Annotated in this window: 21 protein-coding genes; 7 read left to right on the top strand and 14 right to left on the bottom strand. The window is 55.4% G+C overall.

Annotated features, from left to right (window positions below; all coding sequences use genetic code 11):
• Positions 1-94 precede the first annotated feature (94 nt).
• Both CWM58_RS24625 and CWM58_RS24620 read right to left on the bottom strand, forming a co-directional pair.
• The gene (locus CWM58_RS24625; RefSeq protein ID WP_100682016.1) at positions 95-1,090 is read right to left on the bottom strand and encodes a substrate-binding domain-containing protein; all 996 of its coding nucleotides are present in this window, start codon (positions 1,088-1,090) and stop codon (positions 95-97) included.
• Positions 1,091-1,179: 89 nt separating this feature from the next.
• Positions 1,180-1,728 carry a helix-turn-helix domain-containing protein gene (locus CWM58_RS24620; protein ID WP_002882865.1) on the bottom strand — a complete coding sequence of 183 codons (549 nt, stop codon included), beginning with the start codon at positions 1,726-1,728 and terminating at the stop codon, positions 1,180-1,182.
• A 99-nt stretch (positions 1,729-1,827) separates the two neighbouring features.
• Between CWM58_RS24620 and CWM58_RS24615 the strand changes: the two genes are divergently transcribed.
• Together CWM58_RS24615 and CWM58_RS24610 are read left to right on the top strand one after the other, a co-directional pair.
• The gene (locus tag CWM58_RS24615) at positions 1,828-2,487 is read left to right on the top strand and encodes an AzlC family ABC transporter permease (protein ID WP_100682015.1); all 660 of its coding nucleotides are present in this window, start codon (positions 1,828-1,830) and stop codon (positions 2,485-2,487) included.
• Positions 2,487-2,810 (top strand): AzlD domain-containing protein, encoded by a 324-nt coding sequence (locus tag CWM58_RS24610; protein WP_061156253.1) that lies wholly within the window; start codon positions 2,487-2,489, stop codon positions 2,808-2,810. Before CWM58_RS24615 ends, CWM58_RS24610 begins: the two co-directional genes overlap by 1 nt.
• On the opposite strand, the gene CWM58_RS24605 is transcribed toward CWM58_RS24610, so the two are convergent.
• The 9 genes from CWM58_RS24605 to fdhD all read right to left on the bottom strand — a co-directional run bounded on the left by CWM58_RS24605 (position 2,807) and on the right by fdhD (position 9,238).
• Complete coding sequence (locus CWM58_RS24605) at positions 2,807-3,400, bottom strand: AAA family ATPase (protein WP_074387455.1); 594 nt, start codon at positions 3,398-3,400, stop codon at positions 2,807-2,809. The genes CWM58_RS24610 and CWM58_RS24605 overlap by 4 nt on opposite strands.
• Positions 3,397-3,834: a PTS sugar transporter subunit IIA gene (locus CWM58_RS24600; protein ID WP_100682014.1), complete on the bottom strand. Its 438-nt coding sequence runs from the start codon at positions 3,832-3,834 to the stop codon at positions 3,397-3,399. The genes CWM58_RS24605 and CWM58_RS24600 overlap by 4 nt, the downstream gene beginning before the upstream one ends.
• Before the next feature lie 9 nt (positions 3,835-3,843).
• Positions 3,844-4,113: a hypothetical protein gene (locus CWM58_RS24595; RefSeq protein WP_100682013.1), complete on the bottom strand. Its 270-nt coding sequence runs from the start codon at positions 4,111-4,113 to the stop codon at positions 3,844-3,846.
• Between the two features lie 58 nt (positions 4,114-4,171).
• A complete protein-coding gene (locus CWM58_RS24590) occupies positions 4,172-5,014 on the bottom strand; it encodes a class II fructose-bisphosphate aldolase (protein WP_100682012.1) in 843 nt (280 codons plus the stop codon).
• Positions 5,001-6,368, bottom strand: coding sequence for a PTS sugar transporter subunit IIC (locus tag CWM58_RS24585; RefSeq protein ID WP_004203642.1), 1,368 nt, complete (start codon positions 6,366-6,368; stop codon positions 5,001-5,003). Before CWM58_RS24585 ends, CWM58_RS24590 begins: the two co-directional genes overlap by 14 nt.
• On the bottom strand, positions 6,361-6,675 hold the full coding sequence (locus CWM58_RS24580) for a PTS sugar transporter subunit IIB (RefSeq protein ID WP_061156257.1): 315 nt from the start codon (positions 6,673-6,675) through the stop codon (positions 6,361-6,363). Before CWM58_RS24580 ends, CWM58_RS24585 begins: the two co-directional genes overlap by 8 nt.
• Before the next feature lie 11 nt (positions 6,676-6,686).
• Positions 6,687-7,667, bottom strand: a complete 981-nt coding sequence (locus CWM58_RS24575) for a 6-phosphofructokinase (RefSeq protein ID WP_061156258.1) — start codon at positions 7,665-7,667, stop codon at positions 6,687-6,689.
• Positions 7,668-8,060: 393 nt separating this feature from the next.
• The gene (locus tag CWM58_RS24570; RefSeq protein ID WP_004127125.1) at positions 8,061-8,273 is read right to left on the bottom strand and encodes a YdgH/BhsA/McbA-like domain containing protein; all 213 of its coding nucleotides are present in this window, start codon (positions 8,271-8,273) and stop codon (positions 8,061-8,063) included.
• A 128-nt stretch (positions 8,274-8,401) separates the two neighbouring features.
• Positions 8,402-9,238 carry a formate dehydrogenase accessory sulfurtransferase FdhD gene (gene fdhD, locus CWM58_RS24565; RefSeq protein ID WP_100682011.1) on the bottom strand — a complete coding sequence of 279 codons (837 nt, stop codon included), beginning with the start codon at positions 9,236-9,238 and terminating at the stop codon, positions 8,402-8,404.
• 156 nt (positions 9,239-9,394) lie between these two features.
• Between fdhD and fdnG the strand changes: the two genes are divergently transcribed.
• Genes fdnG through fdhE form a run of 4 tightly spaced genes read left to right on the top strand, consistent with a single transcriptional unit; the run spans position 9,395 to position 14,918 of the window.
• Positions 9,395-12,445 carry a formate dehydrogenase-N subunit alpha gene (gene fdnG, locus CWM58_RS24560; RefSeq protein ID WP_100682010.1) on the top strand — a complete coding sequence of 1,017 codons (3,051 nt, stop codon included), beginning with the start codon at positions 9,395-9,397 and terminating at the stop codon, positions 12,443-12,445.
• 12 nt (positions 12,446-12,457) lie between these two features.
• A complete protein-coding gene (gene fdxH / locus CWM58_RS24555; RefSeq protein WP_002882822.1) occupies positions 12,458-13,360 on the top strand; it encodes a formate dehydrogenase subunit beta in 903 nt (300 codons plus the stop codon).
• The gene (gene fdoI / locus CWM58_RS24550) at positions 13,357-13,992 is read left to right on the top strand and encodes a formate dehydrogenase cytochrome b556 subunit (protein WP_061156261.1); all 636 of its coding nucleotides are present in this window, start codon (positions 13,357-13,359) and stop codon (positions 13,990-13,992) included. Before fdxH ends, fdoI begins: the two co-directional genes overlap by 4 nt.
• A complete protein-coding gene (gene fdhE / locus CWM58_RS24545) occupies positions 13,989-14,918 on the top strand; it encodes a formate dehydrogenase accessory protein FdhE (protein ID WP_100682009.1) in 930 nt (309 codons plus the stop codon). Before fdoI ends, fdhE begins: the two co-directional genes overlap by 4 nt.
• Positions 14,919-15,090: 172 nt before the next feature.
• Here the strand turns inward: fdhE and CWM58_RS24540 are convergent, their stop codons facing one another.
• Positions 15,091-15,480 (bottom strand): type II toxin-antitoxin system VapC family toxin, encoded by a 390-nt coding sequence (locus CWM58_RS24540; protein WP_100682008.1) that lies wholly within the window; start codon positions 15,478-15,480, stop codon positions 15,091-15,093.
• Complete coding sequence (locus CWM58_RS24535) at positions 15,474-15,716, bottom strand: CopG family transcriptional regulator (protein WP_004150355.1); 243 nt, start codon at positions 15,714-15,716, stop codon at positions 15,474-15,476. Before CWM58_RS24535 ends, CWM58_RS24540 begins: the two co-directional genes overlap by 7 nt.
• A gap of 204 nt (positions 15,717-15,920) precedes the next feature.
• Here CWM58_RS24535 and CWM58_RS24530 point away from each other — a divergent pair, with 204 nt between their 5' ends.
• On the top strand, positions 15,921-16,838 hold the full coding sequence (locus CWM58_RS24530) for an alpha/beta hydrolase (RefSeq protein ID WP_100682007.1): 918 nt from the start codon (positions 15,921-15,923) through the stop codon (positions 16,836-16,838).
• 14 nt (positions 16,839-16,852) lie between these two features.
• On the opposite strand, the gene fabY is transcribed toward CWM58_RS24530, so the two are convergent.
• Positions 16,853-17,794, bottom strand: a complete 942-nt coding sequence (gene fabY, locus CWM58_RS24525; protein ID WP_165784254.1) for a fatty acid biosynthesis protein FabY — start codon at positions 17,792-17,794, stop codon at positions 16,853-16,855.
• Between the last annotated feature and the right edge of the window lie 34 nt (positions 17,795-17,828).

The raw sequence follows: 17,828 nt of genomic DNA, 5'->3' as shown, positions 1-17,828 counted from the left end.
AATGTCTTACTGTTGATCCGAAACGTTTCGGATGCCAACCAAAACGTTTCGGATCCGTGATCGGCTTCAGAATTACGGGTTAAAAAGGGTCAGGTCAGGCGGTTTCACCCGGGAAAAATTCCGGCTGCCATAGCACCTGCAGCGTGGCGAGATCTTCCCCGGCGATTAAGCGGCGCACCATATCGGCAATCTGCCGCCCCACGCCCTGGCGCGTGGACTGGATCACCGCGGCGACATCGGTCTCTATGATGCTGTCCTGAGGCAGCCCGTCATACACCACCAGGGCGACGCGGTTATCGCCGGTTAAACGGCCCAGATGGGCGAGCGCCATGGCGGCGCCATCGCCATGGGTGTTGCAGTCGGTGATAATCGCGGTAGGCGGCTCCGGCAGGCGCAGCAGCTCCAGCGTGGCCTGATAGCCGCCGCGGCGCGTCGCCGGCACGCTACGCAGCCATGCATCGGATAACCCCGCCTCGCGCAGGGCATCAAGGTAGCCGTTACGCCGTTGCGAAATAAACGCCTGATTGTTGTTCTCACCCAGCAGAGCGATACGCTGGTGGCCCTGTTGAATCAGATGGCGGGTGGCGCGGCAGGTGCCGGCATAGTTATCGAAATCAAACCAGGCGTAGGGCTGCGCCAGGCGGCTACGACCGAGCGCCAGAAACGGAAAGCCAGAGGCCTGCAGCTGCGCCAACCGCGGATCGTCATCCAGGGTATGGGCTACGATTAAAGCGTCGACGCGACGGCCCTGCACCATGCGCATATAGCCATGTTTATCCGCCTGTTCATCATCGGCGATCAGCAACAAATCAATGTCATGGCGCGCCAGCTCATGGCTGATCTCCCCGACCATCTCGAGAAAAACGTTATTGTTGAGCGGCGCGGGGCGGACAGGAAAGACAAGACCAACGGCATCAATGGTGCCCATTTTCAGACGGCGGGCGAAAGTGTTGGGGCGATAGCCCCGGCGCTGCGCTTCAGCCTCAACCCGGGCGCGGGTCTCCTGTGACACATCATCATAGCCGTTCAACGCCCGGCTGACGGTCGTGACGGAGATCCCAAGTTGTTTGGCAATGGCTTTCAGCGACATAAAAATCCCTGTTTTCGCATAGGAAAAGCTAGTTTCCCGCAATACGGCTATGGCGTCCAGCGAGAGCGCGACGGCCAGCCGGCGCGATGTCAGTTTTGCTCAGCGATCAGCAGGGCCTGCGTATCCGGCTCCAGCGCCTGAAAAACATGCTCCTGATCCGCCGGGTAGCAGATATAGTCGCCCTCGCCCAGTTCTTCCGGCGCCGACGTCAGCCCTACCCGCGCCCGCCCCTGGGTAACGATAATATGTTCCACCGAGCCCGGCGGATGCGGATGCGAAATACGATCGGCGCCGGGCTGGGTTAACAGTAAATAGATGTCCCGACGCGCGCCGGGTGGACAAGCGGCCAGCAAAATGGCCTGATAGTTCGCCTGCTCCGCCACCACTTTTGTCCCCTCTCCGCGGCGGATCACCTGCGTTTTGTTCACCTGTGGCTCAAGCAGGCGGGCAAACGGGATATCCAGCGCCACGCAGAGCGACCACAGCGTTTCCAGACTCGGATTGCCGTTGCCGGACTCCAGTTGCGATAGCGTGGATTTTGCGATACCCGCCCGACGCGCGACTTCCGCCAGCGAGAGACCGGTCCGCGCCCGCTCCCGCACCAGGCTTTTGGCAATAACGCTGATTGGCTGTGTCATACCCGCCCCTTGTTTTTTATATCGAACGATTCGTTCATCTTGAAAAACGATTATTATGTGTTCATTATAATGGAAATTCGTTCGATATGGCTAAGTGATATGAAACAAACTCTCTCCAGTCTCAGCGGAGACACGATAAAAGCGATCGTTTTGGTCTGCCTTGCCGTCGGGGTGGTGGGCATGTCCTATGGGTCACTGGCGGTGGCTTACGGCTTCCCCTTATGGGTGCCGCTCTTGCTTTCGGTGTCCGTGCTGGCGGGCGCCTCTGAGTTTATGTTTATCGGCATTGTCGCCAGCGGCGGTAGCCCACTGGCTGCCGCCGCCGCCGGCCTGTTAGTCAACGCGCGCCATATCCCGTTCGGGGTGACCGTACGCGAACTGGTTGGTCGGCGCGCCTTAAGCTTTATCGGGTGCCACATTATGAACGACGAGAGCGTGGTCTTTGGCTTGTCACAGCCCACCCCCGCGCAGCGCAAAGCGGCCTATTGGCTGTGCGGCGCCGGCGTCGCGCTGATCTGGCCCCTCGGCACGCTAACCGGCGCGGCCGTCGGAAAACTGCTGCCGGCGCCGGAAACCATCGGGCTTGATGCGGTCTTCCCGGCGATCCTGCTGGCGCTGGTGATACCTGCCTTTAAAAACCGCACTACGCTGATCCGCGCCGCCAGCGGCGCCGCGCTGGCGCTTGCCACCGTGCCGTTTGTGCCCACCGGGCTGCCGGTGCTGCTTTCGCTGTTTGGTTTACTGTCGAGGAAAAAATAATGGGCAATATGACGCTGTTTATCGCCGGTATCGCCATCCTGTCGCTGGGAACCTATCTGATGCGTCTCGGCGGCGCGAAGCTCGGCAATCGGCTGGCATTTTCCGAGCGCTCGCAGGCGCTGCTTTCCGATGCGGCGACGGTGCTGCTTTTTTCCGTCGCCCTGGCCACCACCTTCTATGAAGGCGCTCATTTCGCCGGCATGGCGCGCGTTCTGGGCGTTGCTTTCGCCGTGTTCCTCGCCTGGCGCAAGGTCCCGCTGATCGGCGTGATTATCGCCGCCGCCGTGGTGACGGCGCTGCTGCGTCTGGCGGGTATGTCCTAGGACGGGTAAGCGTAATCCGCCAAACCGGCGTGCTTTCCAGCGATCGCGCCTTCAAGCCAGTGAATAACCGGTTTTATCTCCAGCGGGTACCGCTGGTCTATCGTCAGTACGGGCCCTAAAGCCATGGGCTGCGCACGCCCGGCCAACTGGGCCAGCTCCGGCAGATACTCTTCTCCGGGGTGGCCCGGCGGCCGCATCGCCAGCCGCGAGGCATAGCGCTCGACGGCCATCTCCGGAGAGATATGGTTCCAGATCTCAAGCACCTGCTCCACGCCCGCCAGCTGTAACAGTTGCTGCAAAGTTTCACGGGGCTGAAAACCGAACCAGGCGTCGATCAACCAGACCATGCTGGCAGGCGACGCGCCGACAATCGACCAGATCACCTCATAGGCCGCACAGCCCAGCTCGCGATTCAGTGGCCGGTCGACGGGGGCCAGGCGCGCCATAAACGGCTCTTTGATGCCGTCGATCGTCAACACCGGCAGGCTAAAGGTCTCCGCCAGCAAACGGGTGATGGTGCTCTTCCCCGACGCCGGAATGCCGTTGATTAAAATGGCCGTTTTGCAGCCGGGGGTCAGATGTCTGTTCATAGTAATGCGACGACCTCCTCCCGGCTGCGGGCCGTCCGCAGTTTGGCCATGGTGTCATTGTTATCCAGCAGCGCGACGATGGAACGAATGCCCTCCTCGATATGCGCATTGCTGTCCTGGGCGCCAAACATAATGACAATGTCCGCCTTTTCACTGTCCGCAAACGGGATGGGCTTTTCCAGCACCACCAGGCTAAAGCAGTTTCGTCTGACGCCGCACTCGGGGCGGGCATGGGGGATGGCAATCCCTTCATCAAAAACGTAATAAGCGCCATGACTTAAGGTATTGTCGATCACCGCCTGGCTATATTCCGCCGAAATAAACCCTTTCGCCTCCAGCGGGCGGGCAGCCAACTTTATTACCCGCTGCCAGTCGGACTCCACTACGCCAACCTGAATAGCATCGGCCTCAATAAGCAGTTCTTTTATGGTCATTCTCTGTTCCTAAATATTGCGGCGAATAATATTGCGTAAATTATCAATCTGCAGAAACAGCGCATCGATATCCTGCCGGTGGCTCTTACTTTTGGCATATACCGATAGTGCCCGGTTGTAAGTCAACATCAATGTTTTTTGCACGTCGCTATTATCGGGCTGGCGCTGTAATTCGCCTTCCAGTCTGGCGATCTCTTCCGCCAGCTGACGGGACTGTTGATCATAATCCTGCAGCGGGTTTTTCTCTTTTTTCCACAGTGTTTTCAATGATTCAAACATAGCAAGCTCCCTCCCTGGCGGAAGACAGGGCAACAAAAGATAAGTGTTGGTAAAAACGCTATTTAAATAGCGCCATTTTTTCCATTAATACGGCAGTCACTGCCTGGTTGGCGGGAATTAAAAATTTCCGTACGCTGTCATTTACTTTTCCTTTCTCGAACGTTGATTTACAGCGGTCGACCCACTGTACGTTCATTTCCGTTCCGACGTTCACTTTATTAATCCCTTCAGTGACGGCCAGCCGCATATCTTCGTCACTGACGCCTGTGCCGCCATGCAGCACCAGCGGCACGCCAGTCGCTTCGCTTATCGCCTTCAGCCGCGCATGCTGTATCTGCGCTTTACCGGTGTACAGACCATGCACAGTGCCCACGGAGACGGCCAACATATCGACCTGCGTCTCCTCCACAAAACGTTTCGCGTCGTCGACGGTAGTAAAACAGATATCTTCGGCAGCCACCGCTTTTCCATCCTCTGACCCGCCGATCGCCCCCAGCTCGCCTTCTACCGTAATATTGCGCGGGCGGGCCATCTCCACCACAATTCGCGTATTGCCGATATTTTCCTCGAGGCTTAAGTGAGAGCCGTCGTACATCACCGACGAAAAACCTGCATTGATTGCCGTCTCGATGGCCTTAATATCGGAGCAATGATCGAGATGCAGGCAGGTCGGGATATTTTCACTGTCTGCTAATGAACACACGGCATCGACCAATAACCGATACCCCAGATACTCTGCGGTACCGGTTGAAATTTGGATCATTAACGGACTGTGGCTGTTTTGCGCGGCTTTGAAAAAAGCCGGTAACATCTCAATACAGTGCAAGTTAAACGAACCAATCGCTTTAAAATTTCTTTCCTGAGCGATGTTTAAAATCTCATTAAAATTATACAGACTCATGAACATTTTCCCCTTTCGGCTTAGCGGATTTACCGTTTACAAACCATGCCAGTGCGGCGACAAACACAATAAACAAGGCGACAAAGAGCCAGTTATTCTGGAAGGCGTGGCCTAATACCAGACCGGAACTGATGACGTCAGAATCGCTGAAGGTGACGCCCGTAAAGCCGTAGCTCTCCAGCATGGGCACCAGAATGGCCGGCAGAAAAGTGATAAACAGACCGTGGATAACCCCGCCGATCATCGCCCCGCGACGTCCGCCCAGCGCATTGCCAAATACCCCTGCCGTGCCGCCGGCGAAAAAGTTGGTTAACAGCCCGGGGAGGATCATCGCCAGGCCGAACATCGGGAAAACCAGCATGCCGATAATCGAGCCGACAGTCGTCGCCAGAAATCCGACAATCACCGCATTTGGCGCATAGGGAAACAGCACCGGGCAATCGAGAGCCGGCTTTGCATCCGGGACAATACGCATCGCGATACCGCGAAAAGCCGGCACTAGCTCATTGAGTAATAAACGCACGCCGCTATAGAGGACAAAGACCCCGGCGACAAACTGAATGGACTGCATGAAGGCATACATCAGGTAATTAATGCCACCGGAGAACTGCGCGATATACTGCGGGCCCGCCGCGATAGCCGGGATGAGATACATCGGTACCATCACCACCGCCATGGCCAGATAGGTATCCTGCAGAAACTTAAAGTTATCAGGCAGCTCAAGATCTTCCGTGGAACGGGAACCTTTACCGACGACCTTAGCGACCGCAGCCTGCACCAGATAACCAATGGTACAGAAGTGCCCCAGGGCCACGTCGTCAGACCCGGTAATGCGCCTGACCACCGGCTGCGCCAGGGCCGGCATCAAGACCGCCATCACCCCGCCGAAGATGCCCCCGGTTAAAATCAGCGGTACGCCGGTGAGCCCGGACTTATAGCCAATGACAGCCCCAATTGTCGCCATCCACAGCAGCGCCTGGCCGGTCAGGAAAATATATTTTAGCGGCGTCAGACGGGCGATAATAATATTGACGGCAAAGATCACCAGCAGCGTCAGCGCCACCTCCGAACCTAATTCCCGATTCGCTAACCCGGCGATGGCGGCCACATCGGTAATGTAGCCTTTCATGCCAAACCCCTGGGTGAAGATATCGTTCAGGAAGGTTAGTGTGGCGACAATGATGTTTATCCCGGCCATCATAATTAAGAAACCGAGTAGCGTTTTAAATGTTCCTTCCGCGGTTTTGCCTGGCGATTTCTTTTGCAGGATCAGGCCAAGCATGGCAATAAAAGCAATAAGGATGGATGCCTGACCGAGTAAATCCTTAACGATAAACGCAACGAAGCTATTCATAATCAGCCACCTTCAGATGACGTTCTTTTAAGAATGCGACGATCTTGGTTTCAATCTCCTCTTTATCAGTAAGCTTATTCAACACCACGACACGTTTAATATCTTCTTCACTGGCATCGGCGGTTAAGATGTCGGCAAAAGTTTTTTGCGTCAGAATCATATCCGATTTAAAGGCTCCGGCTTCGGACACGGTGGTGTGTTCAATATGAGCGGGAATTTCTAGCTTCTTTAAAACTGCCTTCGCCGTCATTTCAATGGCAAAGCTTGAACCGAGGCCGCAGCCACATACGCATAAAATTTTCAGCATGGAGGGTCTCCTCAAATAATATTGAGTTGCTTGGCAAGTTTATAATGATGTCCTTCAGTATCGACCAGACGTTTTTTCATACTGACTAAATCAATCGGAATAGGTTTGTTACTGGAATTAATTATTATGGCTTTATTTTTCATACCTGACTGAATACAGCGAACCACTTCACTGGCCATAATGGTGCCCTGATAAATCTCTTCACAGGTTGGATCACCGCTGCGTAAGCCATAGCCGACGATCGTTTTACGGATACGGACACCTATTTGTGGTTCCAGCTGTTTAATCATGGTATCAATCGCCCCCTGAAAGCCGGGAGAGTACTCTTTGGTATAGCCTTCTGAGCAGAGGATCACGACGCTATTTTGCGTGCTCAGCTTCCGGGTAATCCGTTCCGCGAGTATGGCCAGCGGCATTTGTGCCTCCGGGATCAGGGCAATATCAGCATTACATTTAATGGCGGACTGTAACGTTAGTTCTCCACAATAGCCTCCTAATATCTCAACCATAAAAACCCGACCCGGCAGCGCTCTTCCGGTATTTCTTAAACGGGAGACTTCTTTAATAATTTGCTCACAGGCCGTGGAAAAACCAATCGTATAATCACTGCCATACACATCATTATCGATCGTCATCCCCACGCCAAAGCAATTAATCTCAAATTCACTAAGGGTATTCAGAAACTGCAGGCTGCCATCACCCCCGGCCATAATGAGCACATCAATACGCAGCGATTTAAGTTTTTTAGCAATGCTTTCATATTCACTGCGCTGCAGTTTGCGACTGGTTCGCCCCGAGGTAATGATCGGCACTGCGGTAATGGAGAAATCAACCAGATCGCGCCACGCCATATCCTGATGACTTTTCTCCAGTAGCCCTGGAATACCGCCATTAAACAGCGTGATATCGGCATTAGCCTGCCTGGCTATCTGGAATATAAAATTATTCATTCCCGAAACATCCCCGCCGCTAATAACGATGCCAATTTTCATGACGCTTCCTCGCTCATTTGCCTGACAACATTTTTCCCTGAGTACAAGCCTTCTATTTGCAATGAAGATCACATAATGCGTATTAAATTACGTCAGTGAATAGTTGACAGTAGCGGCGACATGCTTATTTTTGTGATAAACATCTCATTTAAAGAAGGTGATCTCCATCGCTTTCTGTTTTTAATATCTTTATATTTCATAGCGTTAAAATATCGAGATATTCAGGCGCGCAGACCGTTCCTTTGCCATAAATATGGGGATTTAAGAAAAGAGCGGAAACGTGATTACTACCACATTTTTTTCGTAGCAGAGGGAAATATCGGTAATATCGCAGATGCGGGAAGCGAAACAAAAAAAGCGCCCTAAGGCGCTCTTTCGACAGTAACTTTATGCTTATTTGTTCAGTTCCGCAGTCATATGCACGCGGTTGCCGGTAAAGGCTTCGGTAATTTTGTAAGACGAAGCGCCAGCAGCCTGCGCCTGAGCAGCGATTTTCGCTTCCGCACCATCCATCGTTGCGGCGGTTGCGGTCACGGTTTCAGCAGCGAAGGAACCAAAAGAAGCGGCCAGTGCGATTACTGCGACAAAAGTTTTGATGCTTTTCATGATATAAACCCTTTCATTTAGTTGTTTAGATAAGGCGCCGTGCCTTGATGTGTTAAATAGTAGTCCGCACATCGCTAAACAAAAAGCGGAAGGATTTGCTGTCATTGTTCAAATTTATTGATTGATATTTAGCCCGCAATTAAACGCTGCGGATGGGTGTAGACTGTCGCCCTGCCCGGCTTGCAAAAGCCCACCAGCGTCAGATTGCAGCGCTCGGCCACTTCCACCGCTAAGGTGGTGGCCGCCGAGACCGCGAACAGGATCTCGACGCCGCACATCGCGGCCTTCTGCACCATTTCATAGCTGGCGCGGCTGGAGACCAGCGCGGCGCCATGCTGCCAGTCCTCGCCGATTTCCGCACGCTGGCCCAGCAATTTATCCAGGGCGACATGCCGGCCAACGTCTTCAAAACCGCCCGCCAGCTCGCCAGTCGTCCGGACCCAGGCGGCTGCATGGGTGCAGCCGGTGAGCCGGCCAACCGGTTGAAAGTCGTTAAGATGCGCCATGGCGTGGTCGAGGTTGGCTAGATCGAACGTCTGGGTGAACGGCAGCGGTTGTACCGGCTTACCAATATCGTTGAGCTGCTCGACGCCACACACACCGCAGCCGGTACGCCCGGCCAGCGCGCGACGCCGGGCTTTGAGCCCCATAAAACGTCGGCTGGAGAGCTCAATCTGTACCTCAAGGCCATTGCATACTGAAACCACGTCCATGCCGAAAATCTCCCGGCGATGCTCGATAATCCCTTCGGATAAGGAAAAGCCGACGGCGAATTGCTCCAGGTCTTTCGGCGTAGCCATCATCACCACATGGGAGATACCGTTGTAGACCAGCGCGACGGGAATTTCTTCGGCTAACTCGTCTGGCTGAGGGTGTTGCAGATCCTCGCGCTTCCAGAGTGAGACCTGGCGATATCCCGTGACATTCGTCACATTTTTGATTTGTTCGAGAGGCTTCTTATTCACTTTGCTTTAACCGTATTGGAACAGGCATACACACAATGTGGTATTCTGTTTTTATCCCTTCTGGAATGAGGGAAATTAGCCCTAATTCTGAACCTTTGCGGCCTTCACCGCAAAGTAAATAACTACATGTGACAATGTCGAAACAAGGAGCGAACCATGCAGGTCAGCAGAAGGCAGTTCTTTAAGATCTGCGCTGGCGGTATGGCGGGAACCACGGCAGCAGCGCTGGGCTTTGCCCCGGCAACTGCGCTCGCGGAGACACGGCAGTACAAATTGCTGCGCACGCGCGAAACCCGTAACACCTGTACATACTGTTCTGTCGGCTGTGGGCTGTTGATGTATAGCCTCGGCGACGGCGCAAAAAACGCCAAAGCATCCATTTTCCATATCGAAGGCGATCCGGATCATCCGGTTAACCGTGGTGCGCTCTGCCCGAAAGGGGCCGGTCTGGTGGACTTTATCCATTCTGAAAGCCGCCTGAAATTCCCGGAATATCGCGCGCCAGGTTCCGATAAATGGCAGCAAATCAGCTGGGACGAAGCGTTTGATCGCATCGCCAAGCTGATGAAAGAAGACCGCGACGCCAACTTTATCGCGCAAAACGACGCCGGCACCACCGTCAACCGCTGGTTGACCACCGGGATGCTGTGCGCCTCCGCCTCCAGTAACGAAACCGGCTATTTAACGCAGAAATTCACCCGCGCCCTCGGGATGCTGGCGGTGGATAACCAGGCGCGTGTCTGACACGGACCAACGGTAGCAAGTCTTGCTCCAACATTTGGTCGCGGTGCGATGACCAACCACTGGGTGGATATTAAGAACGCCAACCTGATCGTGGTGATGGGTGGTAACGCCGCAGAAGCGCATCCGGTGGGGTTCCGCTGGGCGATGGAAGCCAAAATTCATAACGGCGCCAAGCTCATCGTTATCGATCCGCGCTTTACGCGTACGGCGTCGGTGGCAGATTTCTATACCCCGATTCGTTCCGGTACCGACATTACCTTCCTGTCGGGCGTGATCCTGTACCTGCTGAATAACGAAAAATTCAACCGCGAATACACCGAAGCCTACACCAACGCCAGCCTGATCGTGCGTGAGGACTATAGCTTCGACGACGGGCTGTTCAGCGGCTATAACGCAGAAAAACGCCAGTACGACAAAACCAGCTGGAACTATGAGCTGGATGAGAACGGCTTCGCCAAATGCGATACCACGCTGCAACATCCGCGCTGCGTCTGGAACCTGCTGAAGCAGCACGTTTCTCGTTATACCCCGGATGTAGTCGAAAACATCTGTGGTACGCCGAAAGCCGACTTCCTCAAAGTCTGTGAATACATTGCCGAAACCAGCGCGCCGGATAAGACCGCGTCGTTCCTGTACGCTCTCGGCTGGACTCAGCACTCCATCGGCGCGCAGAACATCCGTACCATGGCGATGATTCAGCTGCTGCTCGGCAACATGGGGATGGCAGGCGGTGGCGTCAACGCCCTGCGCGGTCACTCCAATATCCAGGGTCTGACCGACCTCGGCCTGCTCTCCACCAGCCTGCCGGGCTACATGTCGCTGCCGAATGAAAAACAGGCCGACCTGCAGACCTACCTGACGGCTAACACGCCGAAGCCGCTGCTGAAAGATCAGGTTAACTACTGGGGCAACTATCCGAAGTTCTTCGTCTCCATGATGAAAGCCTTCTTCGGCGACAAAGCCACTGCAGAAAACAGCTGGGGCTTTGACTGGCTGCCGAAATGGGATAAGAGCTACGACGTTCTGCAGTATTTCGAGATGATGAATCAGGGCAAAGTGAATGGCTATATTTGCCAGGGCTTTAACCCGGTCGCCTCGTTCCCGAACAAAAACAAGGTGGTGGCTTCTCTGTCGAAGCTGAAATTCCTTGTGACCATCGACCCGTTGAACACCGAAACGTCCACCTTCTGGCAAAACCACGGTGAGTCGAACGATGTTGACCCGTCGAAAATCCAGACCGAAGTGTTCCGTCTGCCGTCCACCTGCTTCGCCGAAGAAAACGGGTCGATCGTCAACTCCGGCCGCTGGCTGCAGTGGCACTGGAAAGGCGCGGATGCCCCAGGGATCGCGGCTACCGATGGTGAAATACTCGCCGGTATCTTCACCCGCCTGCGTAAGATGTATGCCGAAGAGGGCGGACCAGCGCCGGAGCCGGTGCTCAACATGACGTGGAACTACTCCACGCCGCATGAGCCGGCGTCGGAAGAAGTGGCGATGGAAAGCAACGGTAAAGCGCTGGCGGATATCACCGACCCGGCGACCGGCGCGGTGATCGTTAAGAAAGGGCAGCAGTTGAGCTCCTTTGCACAGCTGCGCGATGATGGCACCACCTCCAGCGGCTGCTGGATCTTCGCCGGTAGCTGGACGCCGGACGGCAACCAGATGGCGCGCCGCGATAACGCCGACCCGTCAGGCCTCGGCAACACGCTGGGCTGGGCCTGGGCATGGCCACTTAACCGCCGCATCCTGTATAACCGCGCCTCCGCGGACCCGCAGGGTAAACCGTGGGATCCTAAACGTCAGTTGCTGAAGTGGGACGGCGCGAAATGGGGCGGCGTGGATATTCCGGACTACAGCGCCGCCGCGCCTGGCAGCGACGTCGGTCCGTTTATCATGCAGCCTGAAGGGATGGGCCGTCTGTTCGCTATCGATAAGATGGCGGAAGGACCGTTCCCGGAACACTACGAACCGTTTGAAACGCCGCTGGGGACTAACCCGCTGCATCCAAACGTGGTCTCTAACCCGGCCGCTCGCGTCTTCAAAGGCGATCTCGAGCAGATGGGTAAGGCCGATAAGTTCCCTTACGTCGGCACCACTTACCGCCTGACCGAGCACTTCCACTACTGGACCAAACACGCGCTGCTTAACGCCATCGCGCAGCCGGAGCAGTTTGTGGAGATTGGTGAAAAACTGGCGAATAAGCTTGGCATCGGCCACGGCGATACCGTCAAGGTCTCCTCCAACCGCGGCTATATCAAAGCCAAGGCGGTGGTGACTAAACGTATTCGCACGCTGAAAGTTGACGGTAAGGACATCGATACCATCGGCATTCCTATTCACTGGGGCTATGAGGGCGTGGCGAAAAAAGGCTTTATTGCCAATACCCTGACGCCGTTCGTCGGTGATGCGAATACGCAGACACCGGAGTTCAAAGCTTTCCTCGTGAACGTGGAAAAGGTGTAACGGAGACGACTTATGGCTTATCAATCGCAAGATATTATTCGTCGTTCCGCGACTAACGGTTTCACCCCCGCGCCTCAGGCGCGGGACCACCAGCAGGAGGTGGCGAAGCTTATCGACGTCACCACCTGTATCGGCTGCAAAGCCTGTCAGGTGGCCTGCTCCGAATGGAACGATATTCGTGATGAAGTCGGTCACAACGTCGGGGTGTATGACAACCCGGCGGACCTGACCGCCAAGTCATGGACGGTGATGCGCTTCTCGGAAGTGGAGCAAAACGACAAGCTGGAATGGCTCATCCGTAAGGATGGCTGCATGCACTGCGCGGACCCGGGCTGCCTGAAGGCCTGCCCGTCAGAAGGCGCGATCATTCAGTACGCCAACGGTATCGTCGACTTCCAGTCCGAGCAGTGTATCGGCTGCGGCTACTGTATTGCCGGCTGTCCGTTCGATGTACCGCGTCTGAACCCGGAAGACAACCGCGTCTACAAATGTACCCTGTGCGTAGACCGCGTGACCGTCGGCCAGGAGCCGGCCTGCGTGAAAACCTGCCCGACCGGCGCAATCCACTTTGGCTCCAAAGAGGATATGAAAACGCTGGCCGGCGAACGCGTGGCTGAGCTGAAAACCCGCGGTTATGACAATGCGGGCCTGTACGATCCGGCCGGCGTCGGCGGCACCCACGTCATGTACGTGCTGCACCATGCCGACAAGCCGAATCTGTACCATGGCCTGCCGGAAAACCCGGAGATCAGCCAGACCGTGAAGTTCTGGAAAGGCATCTGGAAACCGCTGGCGGCCGTCGGCTTCGCCGCGACCTTCGCAGCCAGTATCTTCCACTACGTCGGCGTCGGTCCGAACCGCGCGGAAGAGGAAGAGGACAACCTGCATGAAGAGAAAGACGAGGTGCGCAAATGAAAAGACGTGACACCATCGTGCGCTACACGGCGCCGGAACGCATCAACCACTGGGTCACCGCCTTCTGCTTCATCCTGGCGGCGGTAAGCGGGTTAGGCTTTTTCTTCCCGTCCTTTAACTGGCTGATGCATATTCTCGGTACGCCGCAGCTGGCGCGTATTCTCCACCCGTTCGTCGGGGTGGTGATGTTCGCGTCGTTTATCATCATGTTTTTCCGTTACTGGCACCACAACCTAATCAATCGGGATGATATCTTTTGGGCGAAGAATATTCGTAAGATCGTCGTCAACGAGGAGGTAGGCGATACCGGGCGCTATAACTTCGGCCAGAAATGCGTGTTCTGGGCGGCGATTATTTTGCTGGTACTGCTGCTGGTGAGCGGTGTGATCATCTGGCGTCCGTATTTTGCGCCGGCTTTCTCAATCCCGGTGATCCGATTTGCGCTGATGCTGCATTCATTTGCCGCAGTGGCGTTAATTGTGGTTATCATGGTGCATATCTACGCCGCCCTCTGGGTGAAAGGCACCATTACCGCGATGGTGGAAGGCTGGGTTACCAAAACGTGGGCGAAGAAACATCACCCGCGCTGGTACCGAGAGGTCCGCCAGAAACAGGAAAAGTCATCTGAATGAGTATTCGCATAATCCCGCAAGACGAGCTGGGTTCGAGCGAGAAACGCACGGCGGAAGCAATTCCGCCGCTACTGTTCCCCAGGCTGAAAAATCTGTACAACCGCCGCGCTGAACGCCTGCGTGAGCTGGCCGCCAACAACCCCCTGGGTGATTACCTGCGCTTTGCCGCGCTGATCGCCCATGCCCAGGAAGTGGTGCTGTACGACCATCCGTTGCAAATGGATCTGACGGCCCGTATTAAAGCGGCCAGCGAACAGGGTAAACCGCCGCTGGATATCCACGTCCTGCCGCGCGACAAGCACTGGCACAAGCTGCTGCACTCGATGATTGCCGAGCTGAAGCCGGAAATGAGCGGCCCGGCGCTGGCGGTCATTGAGAATCTGGAAAAAGCCTCTGAGCAGGAGCTGGAGCAGATGGCCAGCGCGCTGTTTGTTTCCGACTTCGCCTCCGTCAGCAGTGATAAAGCGCCGTTCATCTGGGCCGCGCTGTCGCTCTACTGGGCGCAGATGGCCAGCCTGATCCCGGGTAAAGCGCGCGCCGAATACGGTGAACAGCGTCAGTTCTGCCCGGTATGCGGCTCGATGCCGGTCTCCAGCATCGTGCAAATCGGCACCACTCAGGGGCTGCGCTATCTGCACTGCAACCTGTGTGAAACCGAGTGGCACGTGGTGCGCGTCAAGTGCAGCAACTGTGAACAGAGCCGCGACCTGCACTACTGGTCGCTGGACAACGAGCAGGCAGCGGTGAAAGCCGAAAGCTGTGGCGACTGTGGAACCTACCTGAAGATTATGTATCAGGAGAAGGATCCGAAAGTCGAAGCCGTCGCCGACGATTTGGCGTCCCTGGTGCTCGACGCCCGCATGGAACAGGAAGGCTTCGCCAGAAGCTCAATTAACCCGTTCATGTTCCCCGGCGAAGGGGAGTAAGTTCTGCAGTGTGATTTCGGGCGGCTCTAGTCGCCCGTTTTCCTTCTTGCGATACGAGCGTAGGCAAGGATGACTACCCGAGCCACTGACTGTCATCAGAGGTCAGCCTTTGGCTGGACGCACTCGTTTCAGACGAGTTTGTCGCTCACTTGTCGTCCTCCTGCCACTCGAATTATTCAGGGTGTAGTTCGTACGGCGTGACTACGCCAGGAATACCGGCAAAATCCTTCGTATTCCGCGTAATCAGTTCCAGACGATGGAGTTGCGCCGTCGCCAGAATGATGGCATCCGGCAGCTTAAGCTTATACTCCTGCCGCAGCGCAACGCTTCGCTCTGCAATATCCTGTGAGATGTTAATGATATTAAAGGAGCTTAGCGCCATTCGCGTGCGCTGCTCCTGGTGATATTTTTTAGCGCCAACCATCACCTCCATCCAGGTAATCAGACTGATCGCATTCTGCGGTGGCCAGGCCTCCAGCGCCTGTTTGGCTTCGCGACGCCCGCTAAATAAATCAATAAGAATATTGGTATCAAAAAGCGCAGATCCGGAGGTCTTTACCACTCCTTGCGTAGCTGACGTTGATATTCCATGCCGTCTTCTTCGCAGTCTTGCCACAGACCCAGCGCACTGGAGATGGTATCTTTAGCTCGATCTTGTTTCTCCAGATATTGTTCAACCGCTTCACGTAACAGTTCCGCTCGCGGAATGTTACGCTGCACTTTGAGGTCATCGAGACGTTGAATGACATCGTCTGATAAATCGAGAAGAATTCTGCCCATATCCCTTTCAGCCATCATGCTCATATATACCTCAAGTATATCACCAGTGATGAAGTTATGAGCAATCTACAGCTTTTGAAATCGGAAACAAAAAGGATTTTGCCAGGTAAACGCTTTTTTGCGAGCCGCTTTCCATAATGCACAGGCGACCTCAACAGGCCTGTCTTTTCGCCATAATCCAGGTTATAACACTGGATATTAAAACAGTATAAGGAACTTCATATGGCGCTGGAAAAAGGGATTGCTTCGCTGGTTGAGGCATTTATTGCGGCAGGTCGTCCGTCATCACGCGAGCAACATATTGATGATCGGAGGGCCGGCTATATCGCCAGTGCGGTACTCGCCGGGGAGACGGAAACGCGAGTGCGGGTGGAGGATATCACTCTGGAGGGTATGCACTTCCGCGTCGTTTCGCCGCCCACTGCCGACGGCCTGCTACCCACGCTTATCTACTACCACGGCGGCTGTTTTGTCAGCGGCGGCTTTACCACCCACGATAACCAACTCCGTCAGTTAGCCATGTTCAGCGGTTGCCGGGTGATCGCTGTGCAGTACCGCCTGGCGCCGGAGTATACCTTTCCGGCGGCGCACGATGATGCAGAACGAGGTGCTACGATTATTCACCAGCACGCAAAGCAGCTTGGCGTTGATGCCTCGCGCATCACGCTGGCCGGCGACAGCGCCGGAGGTCATCTCGCCCTGGTCACGGCTCTGCGCCTGAAAGCGAAAGCGGCGTGGCATCCTGCACAACTGATTCTGATTTATCCGATGCTTGACCCCACTGCCAGCATGGCGAGCTACCTCAGCAATGGCGATGACTATGTGATTACCCGGGACACGCTACTGAGCGGCTACGAAATGTACCTCGCCTCGACGCCGGCAAACCATCCGGATGCCAGTCCACTCTGGCGAGAAGATTTTAACGGGCTGCCACCGGTGCATATTCTGACAGCTGAGTTCGATCCTTTACGCGATGAGGGTGAAGTGCTGTACCGAAGGCTGACGGAGCAAGGGGTGGAGAGTTCCTGTCAGCGTTATCTGGGGGTGATCCACGGCTTCTTTCAGCTGGGGGGCGTCAGCCACGCCGCGCGTGATGCTATGCGGGATATCGCCTGGCGTGTGGCATCGCCAGGACGATAACGGCCAGAGGGCGCTTACTCTTCCTCGTTACCGCCCTCTTCATACGAGCCAAAGGGCTTCGCCGGCAGCACGATGTAGATCCCCTCGAAAACCGCGCCCTGCTTTTCGTCGCCAAAAAGCTCTACCTGCATTTGCACGCGGGCCTTACGCCCACGCGCCAGACGGTCGAGATCGCCGCTCAGCGAACCCAGGTCGGCAATGGCGCTGGGGCGGCCGCTAATGGGCTGACTGTAACGAATATGCGCATCCGCCAGAATGATGGTGCCCCCCAGATGCCGCTCGCGCAACATCAGCCAGATAAGCCCCCATCCGGTCAGGGTCGCTAACGAAAACAGGCTACCGGCAAACAGCGTATGGTGCGGATTCTGATTCCCTGCTTCGGGCATGGTGGTAATAAATTTCTGCCCGGTGTACTGCTGAATACGCACGCCCATTTTTTCACTCAGCGGGATATGCTGATACCACGCCTGCTGAAGCTGTGCGCACCAGTCGCCGCGGTGCAAAATATCGTCCAGCGACGCGATCGGTTTAATCATCAGAAAATGACGGATCGGCGTGGTGGTCGGGGTAGTGATCTCACCCTGATTCACAAAGCCCAGCTTGGCGAAAAACTCCACCGCATCTTCGCGGGCGCTACAGGTGACCCGCTTAACCCCTTCCTGACGCGCTACCGACTCCAGGGTCATCGCCATCAGCGTCCCCAGCCCTTTATCCTGCACGGAGGGATGAACGGCCATAAAGCGAATGGAGGCTTCATTTTCCGCATTGATATATAGCCGGCCGATGGCCACCAGATTGCCTTCTTCATCCACCACCATCTGGTGATGCGCCATCGCATCCCAGGCGTCACGTTCCGATCCTTTTGGCTGATGCAGCGGCTTACGCAGCATCTCCCAGCGGAACTGATAGTAGCTCTCTAACTCTTCTGCTGTTTGCGGTACACGAAGGTGATACATAGTCGTACTCTCTTTTGTTACCCGCAGCCTGCCC

This window comes from Klebsiella sp. H-Nf2, from assembly GCF_002806645.1.
GTDB classification, from domain to species: domain Bacteria; phylum Pseudomonadota; class Gammaproteobacteria; order Enterobacterales; family Enterobacteriaceae; genus Klebsiella; species Klebsiella variicola.
This window is presented reverse-complemented; position numbering and strand designations above follow the sequence as displayed.

Bases quoted from the DNA above. Each gene is read 5' to 3' on its own strand.
- fdoI (WP_061156261.1), top strand. From the start codon at position 13,357: ATGAAAAGACGTGACACCATCGTGCGCTACACGGCGCCGGAACGCATC.
- CWM58_RS24590 (WP_100682012.1), bottom strand. From the start codon at position 5,014: ATGAGTCTGTATAATTTTAATGAGATTTTAAACATCGCTCAGGAAAGA.
- CWM58_RS24625 (WP_100682016.1), bottom strand. From the start codon at position 1,090: ATGTCGCTGAAAGCCATTGCCAAACAACTTGGGATCTCCGTCACGACC.
- CWM58_RS24580 (WP_061156257.1), bottom strand. From the start codon at position 6,675: ATGCTGAAAATTTTATGCGTATGTGGCTGCGGCCTCGGTTCAAGCTTT.
- fdxH (WP_002882822.1), top strand. From the start codon at position 12,458: ATGGCTTATCAATCGCAAGATATTATTCGTCGTTCCGCGACTAACGGT.
- CWM58_RS24570 (WP_004127125.1), bottom strand. From the start codon at position 8,273: ATGAAAAGCATCAAAACTTTTGTCGCAGTAATCGCACTGGCCGCTTCT.
- CWM58_RS24535 (WP_004150355.1), bottom strand. From the start codon at position 15,716: ATGATGGCTGAAAGGGATATGGGCAGAATTCTTCTCGATTTATCAGAC.
- CWM58_RS24595 (WP_100682013.1), bottom strand. From the start codon at position 4,113: ATGTTTGAATCATTGAAAACACTGTGGAAAAAAGAGAAAAACCCGCTG.
- CWM58_RS24620 (WP_002882865.1), bottom strand. From the start codon at position 1,728: ATGACACAGCCAATCAGCGTTATTGCCAAAAGCCTGGTGCGGGAGCGG.
- CWM58_RS24575 (WP_061156258.1), bottom strand. From the start codon at position 7,667: ATGAAAATTGGCATCGTTATTAGCGGCGGGGATGTTTCGGGAATGAAT.
- CWM58_RS24610 (WP_061156253.1), top strand. From the start codon at position 2,487: ATGGGCAATATGACGCTGTTTATCGCCGGTATCGCCATCCTGTCGCTG.
- CWM58_RS24530 (WP_100682007.1), top strand. From the start codon at position 15,921: ATGGCGCTGGAAAAAGGGATTGCTTCGCTGGTTGAGGCATTTATTGCG.
- CWM58_RS24600 (WP_100682014.1), bottom strand. From the start codon at position 3,834: ATGACCATAAAAGAACTGCTTATTGAGGCCGATGCTATTCAGGTTGGC.
- CWM58_RS24605 (WP_074387455.1), bottom strand. From the start codon at position 3,400: ATGAACAGACATCTGACCCCCGGCTGCAAAACGGCCATTTTAATCAAC.
- fabY (WP_165784254.1), bottom strand. From the start codon at position 17,794: ATGTATCACCTTCGTGTACCGCAAACAGCAGAAGAGTTAGAGAGCTAC.
- fdhE (WP_100682009.1), top strand. From the start codon at position 13,989: ATGAGTATTCGCATAATCCCGCAAGACGAGCTGGGTTCGAGCGAGAAA.
- CWM58_RS24585 (WP_004203642.1), bottom strand. From the start codon at position 6,368: ATGAATAGCTTCGTTGCGTTTATCGTTAAGGATTTACTCGGTCAGGCA.
- CWM58_RS24615 (WP_100682015.1), top strand. From the start codon at position 1,828: ATGAAACAAACTCTCTCCAGTCTCAGCGGAGACACGATAAAAGCGATC.